17 protein-coding genes are annotated in these 22510 nt (G+C 37.4%); 3 read left to right on the top strand and 14 right to left on the bottom strand.

The annotated features are described in order from the left end of the window. Positions 1-23: 23 nt before the first annotated feature. Positions 24-7496, bottom strand: a complete 7473-nt coding sequence (locus BAQ44_RS00850) for a beta strand repeat-containing protein (RefSeq protein WP_071720263.1) — start codon at positions 7494-7496, stop codon at positions 24-26. A gap of 116 nt (positions 7497-7612) precedes the next feature. Here BAQ44_RS00850 and BAQ44_RS00845 point away from each other — a divergent pair, with 116 nt between their 5' ends. After that, positions 7613-8362 (top strand): (S)-benzoin forming benzil reductase, encoded by a 750-nt coding sequence (locus BAQ44_RS00845; RefSeq protein WP_071720261.1) that lies wholly within the window; start codon positions 7613-7615, stop codon positions 8360-8362. A 34-nt stretch (positions 8363-8396) separates the two neighbouring features. Here the strand turns inward: BAQ44_RS00845 and BAQ44_RS00840 are convergent, their stop codons facing one another. The 6 genes from BAQ44_RS00840 to BAQ44_RS00815 all read right to left on the bottom strand — a co-directional run bounded on the left by BAQ44_RS00840 (position 8397) and on the right by BAQ44_RS00815 (position 15024). After that, entirely contained in the window at positions 8397-9230 is an 834-nt protein-coding gene (locus BAQ44_RS00840) for a GNAT family N-acetyltransferase (RefSeq protein WP_071720259.1), read from the bottom strand. Between the two features lie 66 nt (positions 9231-9296). Then, complete coding sequence (gene argH / locus BAQ44_RS00835) at positions 9297-10805, bottom strand: argininosuccinate lyase (protein ID WP_071720257.1); 1509 nt, start codon at positions 10803-10805, stop codon at positions 9297-9299. A 221-nt stretch (positions 10806-11026) separates the two neighbouring features. After that, positions 11027-12136: a serine hydrolase gene (locus BAQ44_RS00830; RefSeq protein ID WP_061678472.1), complete on the bottom strand. Its 1110-nt coding sequence runs from the start codon at positions 12134-12136 to the stop codon at positions 11027-11029. A 116-nt stretch (positions 12137-12252) separates the two neighbouring features. Beyond that, the gene (locus tag BAQ44_RS00825; RefSeq protein WP_071720255.1) at positions 12253-13185 is read right to left on the bottom strand and encodes a nucleoside hydrolase; all 933 of its coding nucleotides are present in this window, start codon (positions 13183-13185) and stop codon (positions 12253-12255) included. Positions 13186-13302: 117 nt separating this feature from the next. Then, on the bottom strand, positions 13303-14742 hold the full coding sequence (panF, locus tag BAQ44_RS00820) for a sodium/pantothenate symporter (protein WP_071720253.1): 1440 nt from the start codon (positions 14740-14742) through the stop codon (positions 13303-13305). 3 nt (positions 14743-14745) lie between these two features. Beyond that, the gene (locus BAQ44_RS00815; protein WP_000656242.1) at positions 14746-15024 is read right to left on the bottom strand and encodes a YhdT family protein; all 279 of its coding nucleotides are present in this window, start codon (positions 15022-15024) and stop codon (positions 14746-14748) included. A gap of 273 nt (positions 15025-15297) precedes the next feature. Here BAQ44_RS00815 and dhaS point away from each other — a divergent pair, with 273 nt between their 5' ends. Continuing rightward, on the top strand, positions 15298-16782 hold the full coding sequence (gene dhaS / locus BAQ44_RS00810; protein WP_061678475.1) for an aldehyde dehydrogenase DhaS: 1485 nt from the start codon (positions 15298-15300) through the stop codon (positions 16780-16782). Positions 16783-16832: 50 nt separating this feature from the next. On the opposite strand, the gene fabG is transcribed toward dhaS, so the two are convergent. Next, the gene (gene fabG, locus BAQ44_RS00805; protein ID WP_000395026.1) at positions 16833-17573 is read right to left on the bottom strand and encodes a 3-oxoacyl-ACP reductase FabG; all 741 of its coding nucleotides are present in this window, start codon (positions 17571-17573) and stop codon (positions 16833-16835) included. Positions 17574-17706: 133 nt separating this feature from the next. On the opposite strand from fabG, the gene BAQ44_RS00800 reads away from it, so the two are divergent. Continuing rightward, positions 17707-17856: a YfhD family protein gene (locus BAQ44_RS00800; protein WP_063262508.1), complete on the top strand. Its 150-nt coding sequence runs from the start codon at positions 17707-17709 to the stop codon at positions 17854-17856. 73 nt (positions 17857-17929) lie between these two features. Here the strand turns inward: BAQ44_RS00800 and BAQ44_RS00795 are convergent, their stop codons facing one another. The 6 genes from BAQ44_RS00795 to BAQ44_RS00770 form a co-directional block, all read right to left on the bottom strand. After that, the gene (locus BAQ44_RS00795) at positions 17930-19783 is read right to left on the bottom strand and encodes a terpene cyclase/mutase family protein (RefSeq protein ID WP_071720251.1); all 1854 of its coding nucleotides are present in this window, start codon (positions 19781-19783) and stop codon (positions 17930-17932) included. A 99-nt stretch (positions 19784-19882) separates the two neighbouring features. Then, positions 19883-20308 carry a divergent PAP2 family protein gene (locus BAQ44_RS00790; RefSeq protein WP_061678478.1) on the bottom strand — a complete coding sequence of 142 codons (426 nt, stop codon included), beginning with the start codon at positions 20306-20308 and terminating at the stop codon, positions 19883-19885. 77 nt (positions 20309-20385) lie between these two features. Next, complete coding sequence (rarD, locus tag BAQ44_RS00785; protein WP_071720248.1) at positions 20386-21327, bottom strand: EamA family transporter RarD; 942 nt, start codon at positions 21325-21327, stop codon at positions 20386-20388. A gap of 91 nt (positions 21328-21418) precedes the next feature. Further along, positions 21419-21667: a DUF1294 domain-containing protein gene (locus tag BAQ44_RS00780; RefSeq protein ID WP_071720246.1), complete on the bottom strand. Its 249-nt coding sequence runs from the start codon at positions 21665-21667 to the stop codon at positions 21419-21421. A 163-nt stretch (positions 21668-21830) separates the two neighbouring features. Beyond that, positions 21831-22229, bottom strand: coding sequence for a nucleoside triphosphate pyrophosphohydrolase family protein (locus tag BAQ44_RS00775; protein WP_071720244.1), 399 nt, complete (start codon positions 22227-22229; stop codon positions 21831-21833). Positions 22230-22271: 42 nt separating this feature from the next. Beyond that, on the bottom strand, positions 22272-22496 hold the full coding sequence (locus BAQ44_RS00770) for a group-specific protein (protein WP_071720242.1): 225 nt from the start codon (positions 22494-22496) through the stop codon (positions 22272-22274). Between the last annotated feature and the right edge of the window lie 14 nt (positions 22497-22510).

Here is a 22510-nt window from a genome sequence, read left to right as displayed (position 1 = left end):
CTTTTAGGATGCTCTTTTTTGTTTTATTTTTTATGCCTGTGCAACTGATTACACGGAGAACATTGAAATGGAATTATATCTAAGCAATTAAAGTTTGTTTCACAAATTTGTTCAATTGTTGGGACAAACGGTATGACAACAATATTACTTTCTATTATTTGTGTAACAGGTGGTAACACTGTACCTACTTGATGTTCAAAGCGAATACTCGCTTGATTTATATAATTCCCTGAACCGCTTGGCGCGCTCTCCACTGCTACTTGGAACGAAACTGTCCGTGCTTCACCTGGATTTAAACTTCCTATAAGAAATCCTGATACTGGGTTTACATTTGGCACTGGCGTATTATCAACTGTTACACTTCCAATGACAAATCGAACACTACTATCTAACATATCTTGAAAACGAATATTTTGTATGACAGTATCCCCCGTATTCGTAATAACTGTCGTAAACGTAATAACATCGCCTATCGTTGCTGTTTGATGATCTGCAGTTTTTACGACTGCCGTTGAAACATTTTGAGGAATAAACGGGATAACAACTGTATTACTATCGCCCTCAACTACTACAGGCGGTTCATTTGGATTCACAGTTGCAAATCCATTCGCTGTAGCAGTATTTGTAACTAAATTATTGATTTGCCCCCCTGTTATTACAACTTGGAAATTAATAATTGCTGCATCATTTGGCTGAAAATCACCTAACGGAATACCAGTATTCGGATTAGCAAATGGAAAAGGTACATCGTTTACTGTTACTGTGCCATTTATAAATAACGTATTCGGATCAATGATATCTGTTAAAACAATATTCGTCACTGGAACTGTACTATCATTAATAACAGCAATTCCGTAAGTGACAACATCTCCTACCATCGCTACTTCAAAATCCGCTCCTTTTGCAACAAATAAAATTGCAGTATTTACCGTTACAATAACAGTATTACTCGTGTCCATTACTGTAATTGGCGGCTCTCCTGGTACTAAAATATACTCTGCTAACGCTCCAGCAACGTTTACTACTGTACCACCATCTGGAAAACTTGTAATCGTAGCTTCATACGTTACAAGTACAGTCTCACCAACCGGAATATCTGGTATCGTAAATCCAACCTGCGGATTTAACCCCGGCTGCGGAACTCCATTTATCGTTACACTATTTGCGACAAAATCAGCTTCTTGAGATAACACATCTATAAATTGAACATTCATCGCATCAGCAGTACCGGTATTTAATATACGAACAGTATACGTTACTGTTTCTCCTACTCCAACAATTAGATGATCTACTTCTTTCAGCATATCTAAACTACCTCTATTTACTGGTGTGACTGTCGTATTACTTGAATTCGTAATTGTAAACGGAGGTTCTCCTGGAATCAATACGAAATCACCCGTTACACTCGCCGAATTCATAATACTATTAGAAGGTGGTATTGCGATTACAGTTACTTCGAACGTTATTAATACGCCATTTCCCACTGCGAGATCCGGTAATGAAAAGCCTACAAAAGGATCTAAACCTACTTGCGGAATCCCATTTATCTGTACACTTCCAGGAATGAATTCTAAACCAGGCGATGGAACGTCAATAAACTGAACATTCGTCGCTGTTACCGTTCCCGTATTTGTAACTTGCACACTATACGTTAACGTATCTCCTAATCGTGTTGCTTGCTTATTCACGGTTTTTATAACATTAAATCGTCCTCTATTTACCCTTGTTATTGTCGTATTACTCGGTTCAGTTACTACAACTGGTGGCTCTCCTGGCACTAAAGTAAAACTTCCTGTTATATTTGCAACGTTCGTGATTGTTCCTGATGACGGGATGTTTATAACTGTCGCTTGAAACGTCACTATAACCGTTTCACCAACTAGTATATCTCCAACTTCAAAGCCAGTAATCGGATTTAAGTTTGGTTGCAGGGCTCCATCTACCGTTACACTATTTGGGACAAATGACGCTCCTGCTGAAATCGTATCAATAAATTGAACATTATTTGCTGTTACTGTTCCTGTATTCGTTATTTGCACTGTATAGGTTAATACATCCCCTATTAGAGTAGCTGCTCTATTTACTTGTTTAATAATAGTAAAGCTTCCTCTATTTACAGTTGTTAGCGTTGTGTTACTTGGCTGATTCACTACAACTGGTGGTTCTCCTGGTACTAATATAAAACTTCCCGTAACATTCGCCGTATTGGCAATTGTTCCGTTTGATGGAACACTGACAACGGTTACTTGGAATGTGACTTCTACACTTCCTCCCGGGTTAATATCTGGAAGCGGGAATCCATTATTAGGATCTAATCCAGGTTGTAGCACACCATCTATCGTTACACTATCCGGTACCAATGTTATTGAGGACGGTAATACATCACTATATTGAACATTCGTCGCTATCACTGTTCCCGTATTTTGAACTACTGTTGTATATGTGATTGTATCGCCTACTGCAACAATTGGCTGACTTACTGATTTTAAAACGTTGAATCCAGGTTCATTGATTTCTGTTAATGTCGTATTACTTGTTGTCGTTTCAGTAATAGGCGGCTCTGTTTCACTTACAGCAAATGTAGCCGTAACATCTACAAAGTTTACAACTGTTCCCCCTTGAGGAATACTCGTTACCATCTCTTGATATGTGACAAGCACAAAATCATCTACAGGTATATCGGGAACTGTAAAGCCTATAAACGGATCTAATCCAGGTTCCGGGACGCCGTTTATACTCACACTTCCTGGTACAAATGCTACACCACTCGTACTTGAATCAAGAAATTGAACATTCGTTGCCGGCACTGTTCCAAAGTTAAAAATTAGGACATCATAAGTTAATATTTCCCCAACCGTCGCCGCCTCTTTATCTACTATTTTTACTGGGAAAATTGAAGCTATATTAATTGTCGTAACGACTAAATTCGTTAATATCGTTTGCGTAATCGGTGGCTCCTGCGGATTCGGTTGTGAAGTAAATGTAACGTCAGCATCATTTAATATGACTTCATTATCTGGAATTTCCGTAATGGTCACTTGGAACGTTACAGAAATACTCGCTCCAGCATTTAATAATGGACTAACTGTAAAGCCTATTTCTGGATTTAATCCAAGTTGCTGTATTCCACCTATCGTTACACTATTGTCAACAAACGTTGTCCCTTCCGGAATGACATCTTGAAAAAGTACATCTGTAACAGGAATAATTCCTACATTCGTTATTAGCACTGTATACGTTAATACATCTCCAACAGCTCCAGCGGCAACATTTACTGTTTTTATTGCTGTTACTTCACCAGGAGGAGGTAATGGTATTGTAACTACTGTCGTATTACTTGTATTCGTCGTTGTTACAGGGGGCTGTAAAGGATTTAATAAAAAAGTAGCTGTAGCAGATGCCGTGTTTAGTACAGCTCCTCGTGTGGATGGCGCAACTACTGTTACTTGGAACATTACAGTCAATGCTGTTCCAGCAGCGATATTAGGAAGCGTAAAACCTATATTTGGATCAAATCCAGGTTGAGGCGTTCCATTTATCGTTACACTATTTGCTACAAAAGTGGTTTCTAGAGCAATTGGATCAAGGAATGACACATTCGTCGCTGTTACCGTTCCATTATTTCTAATGACTATAGAATACGTGTAAGTTTCTCCAAGTGCAGCTTGTTGTACAGATGAAGATTTTTGTATATTTAATCGAGCTGTATTTACTTGCGTCACTACAAAGTTACTATTCGTAACAGTCGTTATTGGAGGGTTTGCAGGATTTATAAGAAAACTTGCAGTAACGTTCGATTGGTTTCTTATATTTCCACCGCTCGGAACACTCGTCACTGTAACTTGAAACGTAATCGTAGCCGTTTGTCCGACCGGAATATTCGGTACTGGGAATCCTGCCATAGGATTCGCACCTTGTTGAACAACTCCATTTATCGTCACACTATTTGCTACAAACGCAGTACCCGACGGAATTGGATCTTGAAAAATAATATTCGTTGCAGGAACAGTTCCTGTATTTTGAATAAGAATCGTATACGTTAACGTATCTCCTACTCCTGCTTGTGGTGTATTTACACTCTTCATTACATTTAGTGATCCCACATTTACTCGCGTCACAACAATATTACTAATCGTCACGATTGTAATTGGTGGCTGGAGAGGACTTACTTGGAAATCCGCAGTTACATTCGCATTATTCGGAAGAACTCTATTTGGTGGTACACTCGTGATCGTCACTTGAAAAGTAACTGTTACCATCCCTCCTACTGGAATATTAGCAAGTGGAAATCCAGTTGTTGGGTTTAAACCGGGTTGAGATATCCCGTTTATTGTTACACTATTCGCTACAAAAGTGGTTCCAGATGGAATTGGATCAAGGAATGACACATTTGTCGCTGCTACCGTTCCACTATTTTGTATACGAACCGTATACGTTAACGTATCTCCTACTCCTGCTTCAGTAGCGCTTACACTCTTCATTACATTTAACCCTGAAGAATTCACCACTGTCATAACAGTATTACTTGGTACTGTTACAGTAATTGGTGGCTCTGTTGGATTTACAAGGAAATCTCCAGTTACATTCGCATTATTTACGACATTATTTCCTTGGGGAATTTCATCAATTAATACTTCAAACGTAACAATTGCACTCGCGCCAGTAGGCAAATTATTTAATGGGAATCCAAGTTCTGGATCTGCCCCTTCTTGTAAAACACCATTAGCAACTACACTATTTTCAATAAATAATGTCCCTTGTGGAATTGAATCTTGGAAAAATACATTTGTAGCTGGTACACTACCTGCATTTATAATTTCGATTGTATATACTAAAACATCCCCTACTGTTGCAACATTCGTATTCACTGATTTCACAACTTCAAAGTCCCCTGATTGTACTGTTGTATTCACAACATTACTCGGAACATTGATTGTTACTGGTGGTTGACTCGGATTCACTTGAAAACTTGCTGTTACATTGGCTTGATTTAAAATATCTTCATTTCCTGGATCCTGTACAATTAATACGTCAAATGTGACTACAACTGTTTGAGCCGCAGGAATATTCGGAAGAGAAAATCCTGTATTTGGATTCAATCCACTTTGTGATACTCCATTAATTGTTACAGAATTTGCAACAAATGAAACAGCAGAGGGAATAGGGTCTTGGAAAAATACATTTGTTAACGGAACGTTTCCTGTATTTTGAACGGCAATCGTGTACGTTAAAGTGTCACCGACTGCTGCTTGTGTTGTATTCACTTCTTTTATTACATTTAAACCGCCTGTATTCACTTGTGTCACAACTGTATTCGTTTGTCTATTAATCGTTACTGGTGGTTGATTCGGTTTAACGATGAAATTAGCAGATACATTTCCGCGATTCGCAATCGTACCTCCTGATGGCGTAGAAGTTACTCGTACTTGAAATGTAACTGTCCTACTTCCACCTGGAGATATGTTAGCAACTGTAAACCCAGTTCCCGGATTTGTTCCAGGTTGCGAAATTCCATCTACAGTTACACTATTTGCGATAAAAGTCGTTCCAGTTGGGATTGGATCTTGAAAAATAATATTCGTCGCAAGTACATTTCCTGTATTTTGAATTGTTACCGTGTACGTAAGAACATCGTTAACCGTCGCAAAAGCTTTATCCACTGTTTTTCTCGTTGTTATTTCAGCTATATTAATTGTCGTAACTACAGTATTACTTGTCGCTTGCCCTGAAACTGGTTGTTGACCAGGCACTGGAATAAAGTTAAATGTTACACTCGCGCGGTTTGGAATTGGATTGATAAGAGGATTCGATGTTACTCGAACTTGAAAGCGCACTACAGTCGTTTGCGATGCATTAATACTTCCTATATTAATACTGCTTGCTGGATTCGCTCCTGGACGTGCTACTCCATTCACCGTAACACTATTTGGAACAAATGTTGTTCCACCAGGGATACTATCGACAAAAACAACATTATTGGCAGTGACATTTCCATTATTCGTCACATTAACCGTGTATGTTAATACATCATTAAGTGTTGCTGTCTGTAAATCTACAGATTTTTGCATACTTATAGTTGCTTGATTCACTGTCGTTTGTACTGTATTTGAAGAAGACATACTAGTAATAGGTGGACTACCGACAAAAGGAAGGAATTGATATGACACCATTGCACGATTTGAAATAGGATTTGGGTTTGGGAACGATGTTATTCGCACTTGAAATGTAACAACTCTTTGCGTGTTATTTGGGATTGTGCCTAAATTAATTCCATTAGCAGGGTTCGCATTCGGCTGTGTTACTCCACCTACTGTTACACTACCTGTAACAAACGTCGTTCCGTTCGGAATACTGTCTTGTAATATGACATTCTCTGCACTTCCCGTACCTGTATTAGGAACTGTAATTGTGTAGGTAAGAATATCTCCAACTCCTGCAACTGTTCTATTGACCGATTTAACAGGATTAATAATTGGCCCCGTTGCATCAATTTGAATCCCAAAACCAGCTGCCGCATATCCATCTCCATTTGTAACGAATCGAACCGTTGCTGACGTTTGATTATTTACTAATGATGCAGAGGCATTTACATTTGTAATATCCCACCCTTGTCTTCGGACCGCTAAAGCTATCCCTAATGGCTGATTCAAATCTCCAAACGTTCCAGTTGTATCTAACTCTCCAATGTCGTTACAAATTTGTGACTGAAAGAAATTATTAGCAGGGTTTCTCGGGCCGGATAATGCAACTGTAGCATTTGCATTCGGTCCAAAGCGAAGTTGATCTCCAACAATGTTAGAATCACCTTCTTGAGCAGTTACAAGCACTCGTCCTGTTACAGCTCCTGTCGCTGGAGTAGCAAATCCTAAAATAGTAGCATCAACTGGTGGTGATGAAGCATCGATAATTTCTTGACCTGCATAAACTGACAAATTTCGAAGTGGCAAACTTGCATTTTGATACACAACCTCAAGTGTCCAACCAGCCGAACGACTGATAGTTGGATCAGATGAAGTTCTTGCAGCTGGCACCGCACCCGTCGTATATGTGCCTGCCCCACCTACACTAACAAGATTCGTTACATTGGCAGAGCGCGCATAATAAAACTGATTTCCTACAGAACCTTGCTGCGCGGTAGCAGGATCTGGCGTAACAGAAAAGATCCCTGCTGGCGTTGTAAATGTAATGTTATCATTTAAAAATGGTAAAACATCTTCCGTATCAGTCCGGAAAGTACCAGCCCAAACTAATTCTGCATATAACACACTGCTTCCCGCTGGAAGGTTTAAAATTGCACTTGAAGAATTCAATTGCCACTCATCTGTTGTCCCTGCTGGGAATCCTGGTACTTGCAACGCTGTATTTACTGTCGTAAAAACAGCAAGTGTACCAAAAATATTACCTGGTGCAGGTGATGTAGGACTAAGTCCCAGCGTATTCCCAGTGAACGTGACGGCACCAGGTACTGTTGTCGTAAAACGATTTATAAAAGGCACACAATCATCTCATTTCAATTATAGTAAAAAGTGCTCTATACTATAAAATGTAGACAAACTATGCAATGTACTTTGTCCAACAAAATTCCGCACATACGAGAGGAGCTTACTACACTATGCGTTATGTTATCGTAACAGGAACTTCACAAGGTTTAGGTGAGGCAATCGCCGCACAGTTGTTAGAAGAAAACACGAGTATCATCTCTATTTCTAGAAGAGAAAATAAAGAGCTTACGAAACTCGCAGAGCAATATAATAGCAATTGTATTTTCCACTCCTTAGATCTTCAAGATGTACATAATTTAGAAACGAACTTTAACGAAATCATTTCATCTATTCCAGAAGACACTGTATCCTCTATTCATTTAATTAATAACGCTGGTACACTTGCACCAATGAAACCAATAGAAAAAGCTGAAAGCGAACTGCTCATTACGAACGTTCAAATTAATTTACTTGCACCTATGATTCTTACCTCCACTTTCATGAAACATACGCAAGACTGGAAAGTAGATAAACGCGTTATTAACATTTCATCTGGTGCAGGAAAAAATCCTTATTTTGGCTGGGGCGCTTATTGTACAACGAAATCTGGTGTAAATATGTTTACACAGTGCGTAGCAACCGAAGAAGCAGAAAAAGAATATCCGGTAAAAATCGTCGCATTTGCACCTGGTGTTGTTAATACAAGTATGCAAGCACAAATTCGTGAAACAAATAAAGAAGACTTCATACATTTAGATCGCTTCATCACACTAAAAGAAGAAGGAAAACTACTATCACCTGAATACGTTGCGAAAGCAATTCGTAGCTTACTAGAAACTGAGAATTTCCCGCAAGGTGAAGTAATTCGAATTGATGAATAACAAAAAGGCACGCTCTAATAGCGTGCCTTTCATTTTATTTCTCTAAAAATATAAGTACAGACTTCGCAATTTGTTCATAACCAATCTCTTGGTAAATTTTATTTGATGTCGGATTTGCTAGATCCGTATATAAAGTCGTTGTTTTGTAACCTCCGTCTAACATACGTTGACTAAGTGCAGCGACACAACTAGATGCGTACCCTTTTTTCCGTTCTTCTTTCGGCGTATATACGAAATTAACTGTTATATTGTTTGTAGTTGGTCTCGTTTTTGCAGCTACAGAAACAAGTTTCCCGTCTACTTCTAGACCAAAAAGACGACGATTAGTAATTAATGTATGGGCGGTTTGTTTCGCTTCTTCTTTCGTAGTAGGAAGCTTCACATCTTCGCAAAATTGATATATCCACTGTTCTATTAATGGTAGCTCCTCACTACTTACTTCTCGAAAGATTCCATCTCCGTTCCACTTTTTCTTTACTTGTTTTAATTCATATACACCTTGCTCCATTGCAACAATAGTTTTTTTCTGTTCTAACGTCGCAATCTTTTCCGCTAATTTCTGTACAATTTTCTTATTACCAATCAATCCTGGAACATTTGGGTATACTTCCGTTAATTTTTTTGCAAGTTCCACGATGTCCGCTTCCGCAATTTCAGACGTAGCAACAATGATTTGTTTCTTCTCTTCCGTTTGAAGAAATACAACTGCAATTTCTTCCTCTTGTTTTACTACCCCCATAAATATCGGTTGTTGGACCATTTGTAATACACCTAATATAAGATTATTTTCCTGCTCATTCTTTTCTAAAAATGGCGTAACTTCTTCTTTAAAAGTAAGAATCTCTTCATATACATGTAATTGAATCATCGACAATCTCTTCTCTCTATTTATAGTTTCATAAAGTATTGGCGATTAATTCTCTAAATCCTTCTTTTACGATTCAATAATATTCAAAGCTAACGTATTCAAATCATTTTCAGCTTGTAAAATTCTTTGTTTTTCCCTTTCAAATAGCTCTTCTTCATTTTGAAATGTCTCTTTTCGATTTTGAATCATGCGCTCCATTTCTTTTTTACTCGGTCCACCGTATACATTTCTTTTTTGAATAAAAGCTTCTGGCGATACAATCTCTTCCCACTCGTTTTCTAATAAATGTATTTTAAAATTTTCTTGTAAGTATATATTTACATCTTTTAAATGTAATTCATGTAGCTCCTTTTGTTGCTCCAATGACATTTTCGCAATAACACTTGCTGCATGATGCGCCTGCCGAAATGGAATGTCATAATTTTTGGTTAAAACATCTGCGAAATCAGTTATCGTAATTGCATGTTTATAGGAACGACTTTTCAACGTTTCTTCTTCTACTTTCATCGTTCGAATCACTGCATTCATAATACAAAAAACACGAATAGTCTTTTCAATTCCTTTATATAAATACGGCTGCAAGTCATCTTCCGTATCGACAATATCGCCAAATGGCGTATTATGAATCATTTGAAATACTGTAAATGCTTCTCCTAAAGCGCTACTCGTAATTGCACGCGCATGCTCAATTGAAACTGGATTTCGCTTTTGCGGCATAATACTACTAATTTGTACATATGGCTTCGCAACGGTAATACCATCATATTCTTTCGTCGCTAATAGTAAGAAGTCATGAATCCATCGGCTCGTATTCGTCATAATTACCATAAGTAACGAGCTAACTTCTAATAAATAATCCGCTCCAGCAACAGCATCATATGAGTTCTCAATTACATTAGTAAATCCGAGTAAATTGGCAACTCGCTCTCGTTTAATTGGGAAACTTGTTGTAGAAAGAGCCGCAGCTCCCATTGGAGATTGATTTAACAGTTTGTACGTTCGTTTCATTCGTTCTAAATCTCTTTGCATCGTATCATAAATCGCTAACATATAATGACCAAATGTTGTTGGCTGCGCTGGTTGTGTATGTGTATAAGCTGGCATAATCGTTTCTTTATGATCAGCAGCAAGTTGTAGTATACTTTCTTGCAATAACAAATGATGCTCCATTAATCGTAGTACATATCGCCTTAAACTCATACGATACATCGTTACACCCATATCATTTCTACTTCTGCCAATATGCATATTACTTACAAAATCGCATTTCGCTTCTTGAAAAATTAAATGTTCGACTAAAAAAAAGAGATCTTCATGCTGTTCTGTATATAGCAATTGATCTTTTGGAATTCTCTCTATCTTTTTTAGTACGTGTAATATAACTTTAGCTTCTTCCTTTTTCATTAAATTCTCTTCCGTCAGCATCGCAATATGCGCTTTATGCACTTGAAACATATCATTTAATAAGTAATCTCGCTGAAAATGAAATACATGTTGTAATACACAATCCACATATGTTTTCCCAGGGAAATCAGCGCCTTCACTCTTTATAAACTCTTCTTTACTTTGTTTCATCACCTTTTCCCCTCTCACCTAAGTATTACTACCCATCATACCCAGAGATAGAAAAAAAGTGCTTGTATATAAAGTGAAACTTTAATCAGCACTCACCAATCGGACTTTTATGGGCAGTTGATCCCCCGCCTAACTTCTTTGCTTTCGCTGAATTTTGAGGTGGGGGTCTTACTGCCCATTAAAGCGGGATAAAAATAAACTCGGTGCCCTCTGCACCGAGTTTACTTAATAAAAGTCGCATCATACTTATCACTTTGCAACACTTGGAAATGTAAGTTCGCTAAATGTTTTCGTATTTCTGCACTGTCGTCTTCATTTAAATTATTTGCTAAGAACACAATTTCTGTACAGTTCCCGCGTTTATCCATCGCATAAACTGCTTTTGTAACTGTCCATGGCGTATAGCCATTTTTTTGCCCTGCATGTCTAAATGTTTTACGGTATTTCTTAGCACTCATATCTGTTTCAACGATATTCGCCCACACTTTTTCTTCGGCTTCTGTTAGGCCACCTTTATGATTCGCCTTTTGAAGCAATACCATATAATCATTTGCAGAAGCTGCTGGTAATCGATCTGACCAAATTTTATCGTAACGTTCCTCTAAGTAAAGAGGAATTTCCTTCTGTAATAATGGCCCCTTCTTTTTTAAGCGTTCATGAATAATCATCGCATATTCACGATATTGCTCTTGAGACATTTCTTTTAACTTTTTCTCTATTTTATATTTCGGAACATGTAGTTCTTTATGCAAATATCCAGGGATGTATAAAGATGAAACAATCGGAAATAGCGGCTGATGTGCTGGAAGTGATAAACTTTGTAAATTCCGATTAATATTATCTAATCCTAACACTTCCATTAAATATTCAGCATTCGCATTCGAACTAAATTTGACCATTCCTTTTGCCACTTCTTCTAAAGAAACTGCTCCTTCTGTTATCTTGTCTGTCTTTTGTAAATACTTTTGCCATCTATCTTGTGCACCGCCATCTGTATTCGGTACGTAATAACGATTCACATCATTAATGGAAACAAAACTAGACGGATCAATTTTCCCTTCTGTAACTTGTTTCGTATATTCAAGCGCCACGATTAATTTCATCGTACTAGCAACTGGCAATACAACATTTGGATTTACAGAATAAACAATTTTATCATTTCTCTTTACTAGAAGCGCACTATTTTTTTCATCTTTATGTTCTTCAATAAAGGATGCTATATACTGCGCATCATCATTATTTGAACTCCACACTTTTTTCACTAAAAAATTACCCGATATTAGCAAAACGAAAATACCCACAATTACTGCGCATACTATAGTTTTTTTCAAGTAAAATTCCTCTCCTATTGTGTAACTCTTCTCTATTTATCTAAAAAAACAAAATAATGGAGATGGTTATTTAAATAACCATCTCCATTATTTTAACTTGTATTCTCCTATTATGTCTACGTCATAATTTTCACGAAGTCTTCGAGAAATTTTTTATAATGTAATGACCAACCGATTCGCACCCAATTCTTTAAAGCTTTTGAGTCGGGTTGCGGACGGAAATCAGCAATACTTTCACCCTTTGCAATTCCAACTGTATCTACATCGACACGGCGATATACATAATCTAAAAGAGACGGATTCGCCGCAACCATCATTGTAACGACATCATGTACTGGGCTACCTGTTATTTTTGGGTTTAACTTTTTATACGCTTTATAATAATACGTAAATATTGGTTCAATTAATTTATTAAAATTCGTTTTAGAGTGTTTCGTAATATATTTCACCATTTCTGGCGTAATAATTGCTTCAGATGTAACATTAAGTGGTACTAATGTCACATTCTTGGCATTTTGCATAACTAATTGTGACGCAATGGGATCACCATGAAAATTAGCCTCTGCTACTGGTGTCACATTGCCAGGCATTAAAAAAGCACCGCCCATTATATAATATTCTTTCACATACTTCATCATCGGCTTTTCTAAAATAAATGCTGTCGCTAGTGTCGTTGACCTACCAGCATCAACAATGATTAATTCTCCTTTATACTTTTCAAGAATATCAAAAAAAGAACAAAAAGGTTTTATATTTGGCGAAAAAGCCTTTGGAGGTTTAATTGGTCCTAATCCATCTGCCCCATGAATTTCTGGATAATACGTTGTAACATCCCCGGATAAAGGGATCTTTGCACCATTTATAACAGGTATATCTTCCCGCCCCGCCATTTGCAGCAAATATGCTGCATTACTCGTCGCCTTTTCTTGTGTTACATTTCCATATCCGGTTACAACACCAACAATATCAATATCAGGATGCATAATTCCATACATGATGGCTAAAGAGTCATCAATTCCCGGGTCTCCCAAAAATAATACTTTTTTCATCGACCTCAACTCCATCCCCTCAATTGTTATTAATTTATGAATCGCAATAGGTATACAGAATAAAAAAGAACAAATTTACACGAAAAAACGCAGTCCTATAAGGACTACGTTCTTCCTCTAACCTATACTGTTTTTCTTCACAACGCTCATACTTCCAATGATATAAGCGATAAACGCAAAACAAATTGGGAAGACAACTGTATGTATACCGAACGGATTTGGATAGAAAAGATGAATACACATATATGAACCGACCCCAACTAAAATAGAGGCAAGCGCTCCTGTTGCATTTCCTTTTCTCCAATATAACCCTAATACAATCGGCCAAATGAATGCTGCTTCTAATCCACCGAAAGAAAATAAATTTAACCATATTAAAAAATCTGGTGGTTTAATAGCTGCTGCATAAACGAGCAGCCCTACGATACCAGTAATCCACAAACTTCCTTTTCTGATCGTACTGTCTGCTGCATCTTTATTTATGTAATTTACGTATATGTCTTTAATAATTGATGAACTTACAAGTAACAATAACGAGTTTACTGTAGACATAATTGCTGCCATTGGCGCAGCTAAGAAAACACCAGCTAACCAAGGTGGCAACACTTCCATCGCGAGTAGCGGCATGACTTTATCCGGTACCGTTATACCTGGAAGTACGACTCTTGCAAATACACCTGTTAAATGCATACCAATCATAATTGTACCTACAACAACTGTTCCAATTATTAATGCTTGATGCATAGCTTTTGAATTTTTATAAGACATGGCACGCACGCTAATTTGCGGTAAACCAACAACGCCAATTCCAATTAAAATCCAAAATGATGTCACATATGATTTCGTTAAACTACCATCCGCTCCGAACGGTGTAATTAAATTCGGATTGATTTGAACAAGTTCCTGCATAATCTTTTCAATTCCACCACCAGCAATGACAGTAGCAATTAAAATGATTGTCGTTCCAACTAACATAATGATTCCTAATAGCGTATCTGATAAAGCAACTGCACGAAATCCACCAATTAATACGTACACAAGTACAGAAAAAGTAAATAGAAATAGTGCTGTTGTATAAGATAGACCCGTTAGCGACTCAATTAATCGGCCACCGCCGACCCATTGAGCTACTGTTGCTGAAAATAAAAAGATAATAATACATAACGCAGAAAGTATAACAACTGCTTTATTATTGTATCTTCCCTTTAAATAATCGATAAGCGTAATGGCTTCCATCTTCCTAGCGATAATTGCAAACTTTTTACCGATAACCGTTAAAACGATATACCCTGTTACAACTTGAATCGCAGATAATAATACCCATCCGAGGCCCATATTGTACGCAATACCTGGACCACCAATAAAGCTACTAGCACTACCGTACGTAGCAATCATTGTCATCGCTAATAATAAACCGCCAAGTTCACGACCACCAAGAAAATATTCTTGTAAGAATTTATTATTAGCAGTCGCTTGTACGCGTCTTGAAGCATATACACCAATTAAAAATACAACGATAAATGAAATTATCATTGGAATGATTACATACCAATTCATCTATTATTCCTCACTTTTTTCTTCCTCATCGAGTGAAATATCTTGAAATACAAAACGAACAACTAAACTAAGTAAAATAACCATAACGACAAATCCAACGATACAGCTATAAAAAAACCATGCTGGAAAACCGAATACATATGTATATTCACTTGGATTTTTACTACCAAGCCCATAAGCAAATCCGTACCATATTATAAAATTGATAATAGCAAGTCCAAGACCAATTAACGCTTCTCTATGGGCGATTCGAAAGCGTGGATCATCATGATAATCCTTCATTTTTCTCCCTCCTCTCACGATGTATTATTGTACCATTGTTCTTCTAGTTTTTCCTACTAGAAAGCAAAAACAAGCAGGATTTTTTAAATTCATATAGAAGATTCTCTTACATTACATATTTTTTACAATTGTAACACAAATGAAATTTGAATTTTCAGTATTTGTTAATTATGATTTAAATTAGAGGCTTTCCATCTAGTTCCCACATCCTTGATCTCGGAATAAACGCCGTCTTGTACTGCGTTTACATTATATTTTCAAGGGGGTTATACAATGAGTCAACTAGCTGTAAATCTTCATGAAAAGGTAGAAAAGTTTCTTCAAGGTACAAAAAAGTTATATGTGAATGGATCTTTCATCGAAAGCGCTTCCGGCAAAACGTTTAAAACACCTAACCCAGCAACCGGCGAAACACTTGCCGTCGTTTCTGAGGCTGGTCGCGAAGATATTCATAAAGCTGTTGTTGCAGCTCGCATGGCTTTTGACGAAGGTCCTTGGTCTCGCATGAGCACTGCTGAGCGAAGCCGTCTTATGTACAAGTTAGCTGATTTAATGGAAGAACATAAAGAAGAGCTTGCACAACTCGAAACATTAGATAACGGAAAGCCAATCCGTGAAACAATGGCAGCAGACATACCACTTGCAATTGAACATATGCGCTATTATGCTGGCTGGGCTACGAAAATCGTTGGTCAAACAATTCCTGTTTCCGGTGATTACTTTAACTATACACGCCATGAGGCTGTTGGTGTCGTCGGTCAAATTATTCCTTGGAACTTCCCACTTCTTATGGCAATGTGGAAAATGGGAGCAGCGCTTGCTACAGGATGTACAATCGTTTTAAAACCTGCAGAACAAACTCCACTATCCGCTCTATACTTAGCTGAATTAATTGAAGAAGCTGGATTCCCGAAAGGCGTTATTAATATCGTTCCTGGATTCGGTGAATCAGCTGGACAAGCTCTTGTTAATCATCCACTCGTTGATAAAATTGCATTTACTGGCTCTACTCCAGTCGGTAAACAAATTATGCGACAAGCATCTGAATCATTGAAACGTGTTACTTTAGAGCTTGGCGGTAAATCACCGAACATTATTTTACCAGACGCCGACTTATCTCGCGCGATTCCTGGTGCACTTTCTGGTGTTATGTTTAACCAAGGACAAGTATGCTCTGCTGGATCACGCTTATTTGTTCCAAAGAAAATGTATGATAATGTCATGGCTGATCTCGTCCTTTATTCTAAAAAATTAAATCAAGGCGCTGGTCTAAGTCCAGAAACTACAATCGGTCCTCTCGTTTCTGAAGAACAACAAAAACGTGTAATGGGCTTCATTGAAAAAGGGATTGAAGAAGGCGCTGAAGTACTTTGCGGAGGAAGTAATCCATTCGATCAAGGCTACTTCGTTTCTCCTACAGTATTCGCTGACGTAAATGACGAAATGACGATCGCAAAAGAAGAAATTTTCGGTCCAGTTATTTCTGCAATACCTTTTAACGATATTGATGAAGTAATTGAACGTGCAAATAAATCACAATTCGGCTTAGCGGCTGGTGTGTGGACAGAAAATGTTAAAACAGCACACTATGTTGCAAGTAAAGTGCGCGCTGGTACTGTATGGGTAAACTGTTATAACGTCTTTGATGCAGCATCTCCATTTGGAGGATTTAAACAATCCGGTCTTGGTCGTGAAATGGGATCTTACGCATTAAATAACTATACAGAAGTGAAGAGTGTTTGGCTCAACTTAAACTAACGAAAAAGAACCTGACCTATCCGGTCAGGTTCTTTTCAATATGTATTCCTTCAAACTTGCAGTCCACCGCTCACATTTAATACTTCACCTGTAATATAGGATGCGTATTCTGATGCTAAAAAGGCCGCTGCGTTCGCAATATCTTCTGGCGTTCCAATTCTACCTACTGGAATCGCACCAACCATCTTTTCTTTCACTTTATCTGGTATCGTTTTTGTCATATCTGTATCCATAAAGCCTGGACAAATCGCATTACATGTAATACCGAAACTTCCAACTTCTTTCGCCGCTGTTTTCGTTAAACCTACAACTCCTGCCTTTGTAGCAGCATAATTCGCTTGGCCTATATTTCCTTCTCTACTAATTGAAGATATATTAATAATGCGTCCATACCCTTGTTGTCTCATGTAAAGAAGCGCTGGCTGCATACAATAAAAAACACCAGTTAAGTTCACTTGCAATACTTGTTCCCAAGAAGACTTCTCCATTTTATGTAACATTGCATCTCTTGTAATCCCAGCATTATTCACCAAAATATGTAATGTACCGAATTTTTGAACCGCATATTCAATTAATGACTTCGCTTCATTTTGATTACTCACATCACATCGATATAAACTCACTTCATATCCTTCATCCAATAACTCACGTGTCGTTTTTTGTAGCTTCTCTTCATTTACATCGCTAATTAATACTTTCGCCCCTAGTTTTGCATAAACCCTTGCAATCTCTTTTCCAATTCCTTGTGCAGCTCCTGTTACAACAGCCGTTTTCCCATTTAAAAACTCCATCCCTATCCCCCATTTCTATTACTTATACTGTATATTTCGGCTTTTTGCCTTCCAATCCCTCTTTGTATAAAAAAGTCTATTTGTGTCAAACTAACTTTGCAACGTCGCATAAAACACAAGGAGATTGTGTCGAATGAACAAAAAAAATTTCAAACAAAACAAAGCTGCTGATGGCATTGATGTTGAGTTCTCTCGTGAACTCGCTGACAACAATGACTTAGAAGCAAACGCACGTGCAAATGCCGCTGATGCACGTCAAAAACGCCAATCAACAGAAAAATAAGGAAAGCACAACCTTATTCTTTTCAACAGGGACCTACTACCCAACAAAATAAACCGAGAGATATCCTCTCGGTTTATTTTCGATATTTTTTTATATAATGTGCCAAAGTAAGTAGCGGATATATATGGGCATAGCTATGATAACGAATATAAAAACCACCTGGTAAACCTGTTCCAGTAGGATATTTTTCATTTACATAACGATTCGCAAGCAAATATGAGATACCCTTTCGAATTGCTGGTGTTTCCTTATCATAGTAAGAAATGAGAGCATCTAACGCCCATGCTGTTTGGGACGGTGTACTGAATGGTAAAGTAACGAACCTTTTTTCCACACTACTGTGGCATGATTCCCCCCAGCCACCATCTTCATGCTGTATATGTTCAAGCCATAAAGCTGCTCGTTTCAATGATGGATTGCTAGATGGAATGCCGAGTGACCGTAAACCGGTCATCACCGCCCACGTACCATATATATAACAAATCCCCCATTTTCCATACCATGATCCATTTTTCTCTTGTACATTCATTAACCAATTTATCGCACTTTGTTTTTGTTTCTCAGGCAATTCATTTTGCGCATATGTCCCGAAAAGCTCTAACACTCTTCCTGTAATATCTGGTGTAGAAGGATCTGTAATCATGTCGCTTGCATTTTCAATTGGTAAATTTGCTAATAAATTGCTCGTCACACCTTTTTCAAATGCTCCCCAGCCACCATCATTATTTTGTAATCCTTTAACCCAAGTGACCCCTTTCTTCCAAGCATAATCTACATTTTCGTTCCCTCTACTTTTTGCCAATACTCTTAGCACGGCTGTTGTATCATCAACATCAGGGATTGTCGTATTCACATCTGAAAAACCCCAACCACCTGGTGCAAGCGCTGGTGCATGTACGCTCCAATCAGCTTTTTTTGTATGCTGTTTTTTTAATAAATATGTTACTGCATGTTGAATCATCTTATTATCTTTCGGTACTTGGGCCTCTTGTAACGCATAGCTGAGTAACGCCGTATCCCATACAGCTGAAGGCGAGTTTTGCAAATGATTCCCGCTTTCCATCTTCCATATATACGATGTTATCCCGGTTATAGCCTTTTGAATCATTGATGATTGAAGAGAATGTCCTAACGCGAGTAAAGCATAAATCATATAAAACGAGGCAGTTGCGTAACTATATAACGTTCCATTTTCATCAATACGTTCTTTCATAAAACGTTCGATTTCCTCATTCCCTTTATGATGTAAAGATAGTGGATACGATATAATTTGTTTCACATCACTTACTAACGTTTGAAACAACGGAGACCGGTCCTCTCGAAACCATTGCCCGCCCCCTCCCGAAATATGATTTAAGTTTGGCAGTAACTTTTTCCCTACTCGAAATCTTTTATTTAAACAAACCATCATCGGAATTAAATGAATACGCGCTGAGCTACTTAACTCAAATATACTGAGAGGTGAATCACTTTGGAGAAACATAATTGGTGTTGGCAAATGAAAGAGCGAAGGATATTCATATTCTCCATGAACCGCTAATAAAAACTTCGTCATAAAATGAGCACGCGCTACCCCACCACGCTCATTTATAAACATTTCGGCTCGCTTCATATTCGCATCTTCTTTTGTATATTTTTTTGAAGCAAGTAAGGCAGCATAAGATTGGATTGTAGCAGATAAATTACCACCCACTTCATCTTCATACAATTTCCATGTTCCTTCATTTGTTTGAAGTGATGCTAATCTTTTTACAAACGGTCCTATCTCTTTATCTCTACCTAATAATTTTAATAAAAAGATCATATGGCAATCTGTTAATGGTGCTCCTTCAAAACAAAAGTGCCACGTTCCATCTCGCCGTTGCATCGTTTGAAGTGCAGTTGTTCTTCTTGCTATCTCTTCATGCACTTTTTCATATAATAACAAGTTACTCACCCACCCTTTCGAAATCCGTATAACGATATTCAAAAAGGTAGCTGAATATGTATGAAAACAAAGAAAAGCAGAACATATAAAATGTTCTGCTCATAAACAATATCCCACTCCGACAATTATCCCTACTAAAGCACCGACTACTACTTCATACGGTGTATGCCCAACAAGTTCATTTAACTTCTTATATTCTGTTTGTTTACCGTGAAAAAACTCATTCAATATTTTCGCTTGTTTACTTACCGCGAGCCTTACTCCTGAAGCATCATACATAACAATAATGGCAAAAATAGCAGCGATCGCAAACATGGAACTTTCCACACCTTCCACAACACCAACACCTGTCGCAAGTGCTGTAACAGTAGAAGCATGAGAACTTGGCATCCCACCTGAAGCGAAAAACTTTGCAAAATCAAATTCACCCGTTTTGAATAATTTAAAGACTACTTTCGTTAATTGTGCTAAAAACCATGAAATTACAGCGGCCATAAGCGGATCATTATGTAAAATTGTTTCCACGTTCTCAGCTCCCTACTGACTATAATGGAATTTCTATAGTATCAGTATAAAGAAAAATGCGTAGAAAATACTACGCATTATGATACTTTTGCTGATTTATTTTTTAAAAATTTCGGTTGTTTCTGCACTAAAAACTTTGTTTTTGCTATTGAAAACACAAATAATGCAATCCATATACAGAAAAATGCCATCATATGAGTAGATGTGAAATGCTCACCAAATACGAATACACCTAAAATTAAACTAATTGTTGGTGCAATATATTGTAAAAATCCTATCATATAAAGCGGAATAAGTTGTGCTCCTTTTGCAAAATAAAAAAGTGGTAAAGCTGTAACAATTCCTGCTCCTATTAATAGTAACGTCGATAACATGGAAATAGATCCAAATGAACCGAAACCATGTACTCCTGTCATAACGAGATAAATGATCGCAAACGGCGTCACTAACATCGTTTCCATCGTAAGACCAATTGTCGCATCATAGTTTAACAATTTTTTCGTTAATCCATATAATCCAAATGAAAAGGCAAGTGATAAAGAAACCCACGGAATAGATCCAAAACGTACTGTTAAAATGATAACTCCTACTCCAGCTAAACCAACTGCAACATATTGCCAAAAGTTTAACTTTTCCTTTAATACAACGGTACCAAGTAAAATGCTAATAAGTGGATTAATATAATATCCGAGACTGGCTTCAATGACATGATTATGATTAACGGCCCATATGTAGACAAACCAGTTTCCGCTAATCAAGACCGAAGCTATTGTTAATGACATTAATAATTTAGGTCGTTTAAAAAGATTCACGAACTCCCCAATAAACTGACGAAATCTCTTCGTAACACCTAATACAAGTAACATAAAAACGAATGCCCAAACGATGCGGTGTGCTAATATTTCATCTGCTGGAACTTCCTCAACCCATTTCCAATAGATTGGTAGGATTCCCCACATCGTATAAGCACCAGCCGCATATATAATCCCCTTTTTTTGCTGTGCTGATTGACTCCCCATCTTCCTTTTTCTCCTCTTCTCATTTTTCTCCATTATACGGTCCCACATGCTCACTTTACCAATAATCAATCTGCAATTCTTTCGACATTTCTCATACAGCAAAAAGTAAACATACTGTTATAACGACAAGTAACGGTATACCGAAAACAAATTTCTTTTTATGTGTTTTATGGTGAAACATATACATACCAATCCACGCACCAACTGCGCCTCCAGCTGCCGCTGATAAAAACAACGTACTTTCTGGTGTTCTCCACTGTTTCTTCTTCGCTTTTCGTTTATCAAGCCCCATAAGGCTAAAAACTATAACGTTAATAATAATAAAATAAATCCATTTCATCGCTTTCTCTCCCTATGAAAAATTCGCTTAATGGTAACATGAAAAAACGACGGAAACAACTGAAGAACGCTTTTTACTAAGCTAATTAGTTATCTTTATATTTACATAACCAACTAAAACCGCAGTTACAGCAATTAAATAGAGCGATGTTATGAGCAGAACCTTATATTTCATTTCCTTCACCCACTACCATATCATCGAAAAAACTTCTCTCAATCTCTTTTTCATCAAAATGAAGAACTACAATTAGTCCTATATATAAAGAAACGAAATTTAGAAACCATTCGCCATTTTCATCTTTGTTAGCTAAACATTTAAATATCTCTTGAAATTGCATACGCTCATCTGCAGCAGCAACCGGACGCACACCAAAGTATTTCAATACGAGATTCAGCTTCAGTTGCACGGATAATGATAAAATATATTTTAATAACTCCGTATATTCTACACTATCTTTTTGACTATACAACTTCACAAGCTTTTGATGTAAAGTAGAAATCGATAATTCTTCGTCGGTCACTTTAGTTGCTTCTACCATTTCAATCATCTTTTTCATATTCATTACATTCATCCCTTCTGCAAAAAAACAAAAGCCAAAGCGTATTTATTTTATAATCAGCAATAATTGAGTATTTCTCATCTCTCGTTCTTCTTCACTAACTAAGTCATACTTCTTTAGAAGATGAAAGACATCATTTAATATTTCCTGTGAATGATTCCCTTGCAAAAATCCCTTTACCTCTTTAAAAATCACTTCCGGTAAAAAACTCTTTTGACTTTCAAGCTTATTCATTACATCTTCCATAGAATGATCAATATTACAAGCCATACTAAACTTCCCCC

The sequence above is a fragment of the Bacillus mobilis genome, from assembly GCF_001884045.1.
GTDB classification, from domain to species: domain Bacteria; phylum Bacillota; class Bacilli; order Bacillales; family Bacillaceae_G; genus Bacillus_A; species Bacillus_A mobilis.
Note: the sequence above shows the minus strand (reverse complement) of the source record. Positions and strands in the feature narration are given on the sequence as shown.

What these genes read in the sequence shown, in the direction of transcription:
- BAQ44_RS00845 (WP_071720261.1), top strand. Translation starts at nt 7,613, where the DNA reads ATGCGTTATGTTATCGTAACAGGAACTTCACAAGGTTTAGGTGAGGCA.
- BAQ44_RS00840 (WP_071720259.1), bottom strand. Translation starts at nt 9,230, where the DNA reads ATGATTCAATTACATGTATATGAAGAGATTCTTACTTTTAAAGAAGAA.
- argH (WP_071720257.1), bottom strand. Translation starts at nt 10,805, where the DNA reads ATGAAACAAAGTAAAGAAGAGTTTATAAAGAGTGAAGGCGCTGATTTC.
- BAQ44_RS00825 (WP_071720255.1), bottom strand. Translation starts at nt 13,185, where the DNA reads ATGAAAAAAGTATTATTTTTGGGAGACCCGGGAATTGATGACTCTTTA.
- panF (WP_071720253.1), bottom strand. Translation starts at nt 14,742, where the DNA reads ATGAATTGGTATGTAATCATTCCAATGATAATTTCATTTATCGTTGTA.
- BAQ44_RS00815 (WP_000656242.1), bottom strand. Translation starts at nt 15,024, where the DNA reads ATGAAGGATTATCATGATGATCCACGCTTTCGAATCGCCCATAGAGAA.
- dhaS (WP_061678475.1), top strand. Translation starts at nt 15,298, where the DNA reads ATGAGTCAACTAGCTGTAAATCTTCATGAAAAGGTAGAAAAGTTTCTT.
- fabG (WP_000395026.1), bottom strand. Translation starts at nt 17,573, where the DNA reads ATGGAGTTTTTAAATGGGAAAACGGCTGTTGTAACAGGAGCTGCACAA.
- BAQ44_RS00800 (WP_063262508.1), top strand. Translation starts at nt 17,707, where the DNA reads ATGAACAAAAAAAATTTCAAACAAAACAAAGCTGCTGATGGCATTGAT.
- rarD (WP_071720248.1), bottom strand. Translation starts at nt 21,327, where the DNA reads ATGGGGAGTCAATCAGCACAGCAAAAAAAGGGGATTATATATGCGGCT.
- BAQ44_RS00780 (WP_071720246.1), bottom strand. Translation starts at nt 21,667, where the DNA reads ATGAAATGGATTTATTTTATTATTATTAACGTTATAGTTTTTAGCCTT.
- BAQ44_RS00775 (WP_071720244.1), bottom strand. Translation starts at nt 22,229, where the DNA reads ATGAATATGAAAAAGATGATTGAAATGGTAGAAGCAACTAAAGTGACC.
- BAQ44_RS00770 (WP_071720242.1), bottom strand. Translation starts at nt 22,496, where the DNA reads ATGGCTTGTAATATTGATCATTCTATGGAAGATGTAATGAATAAGCTT.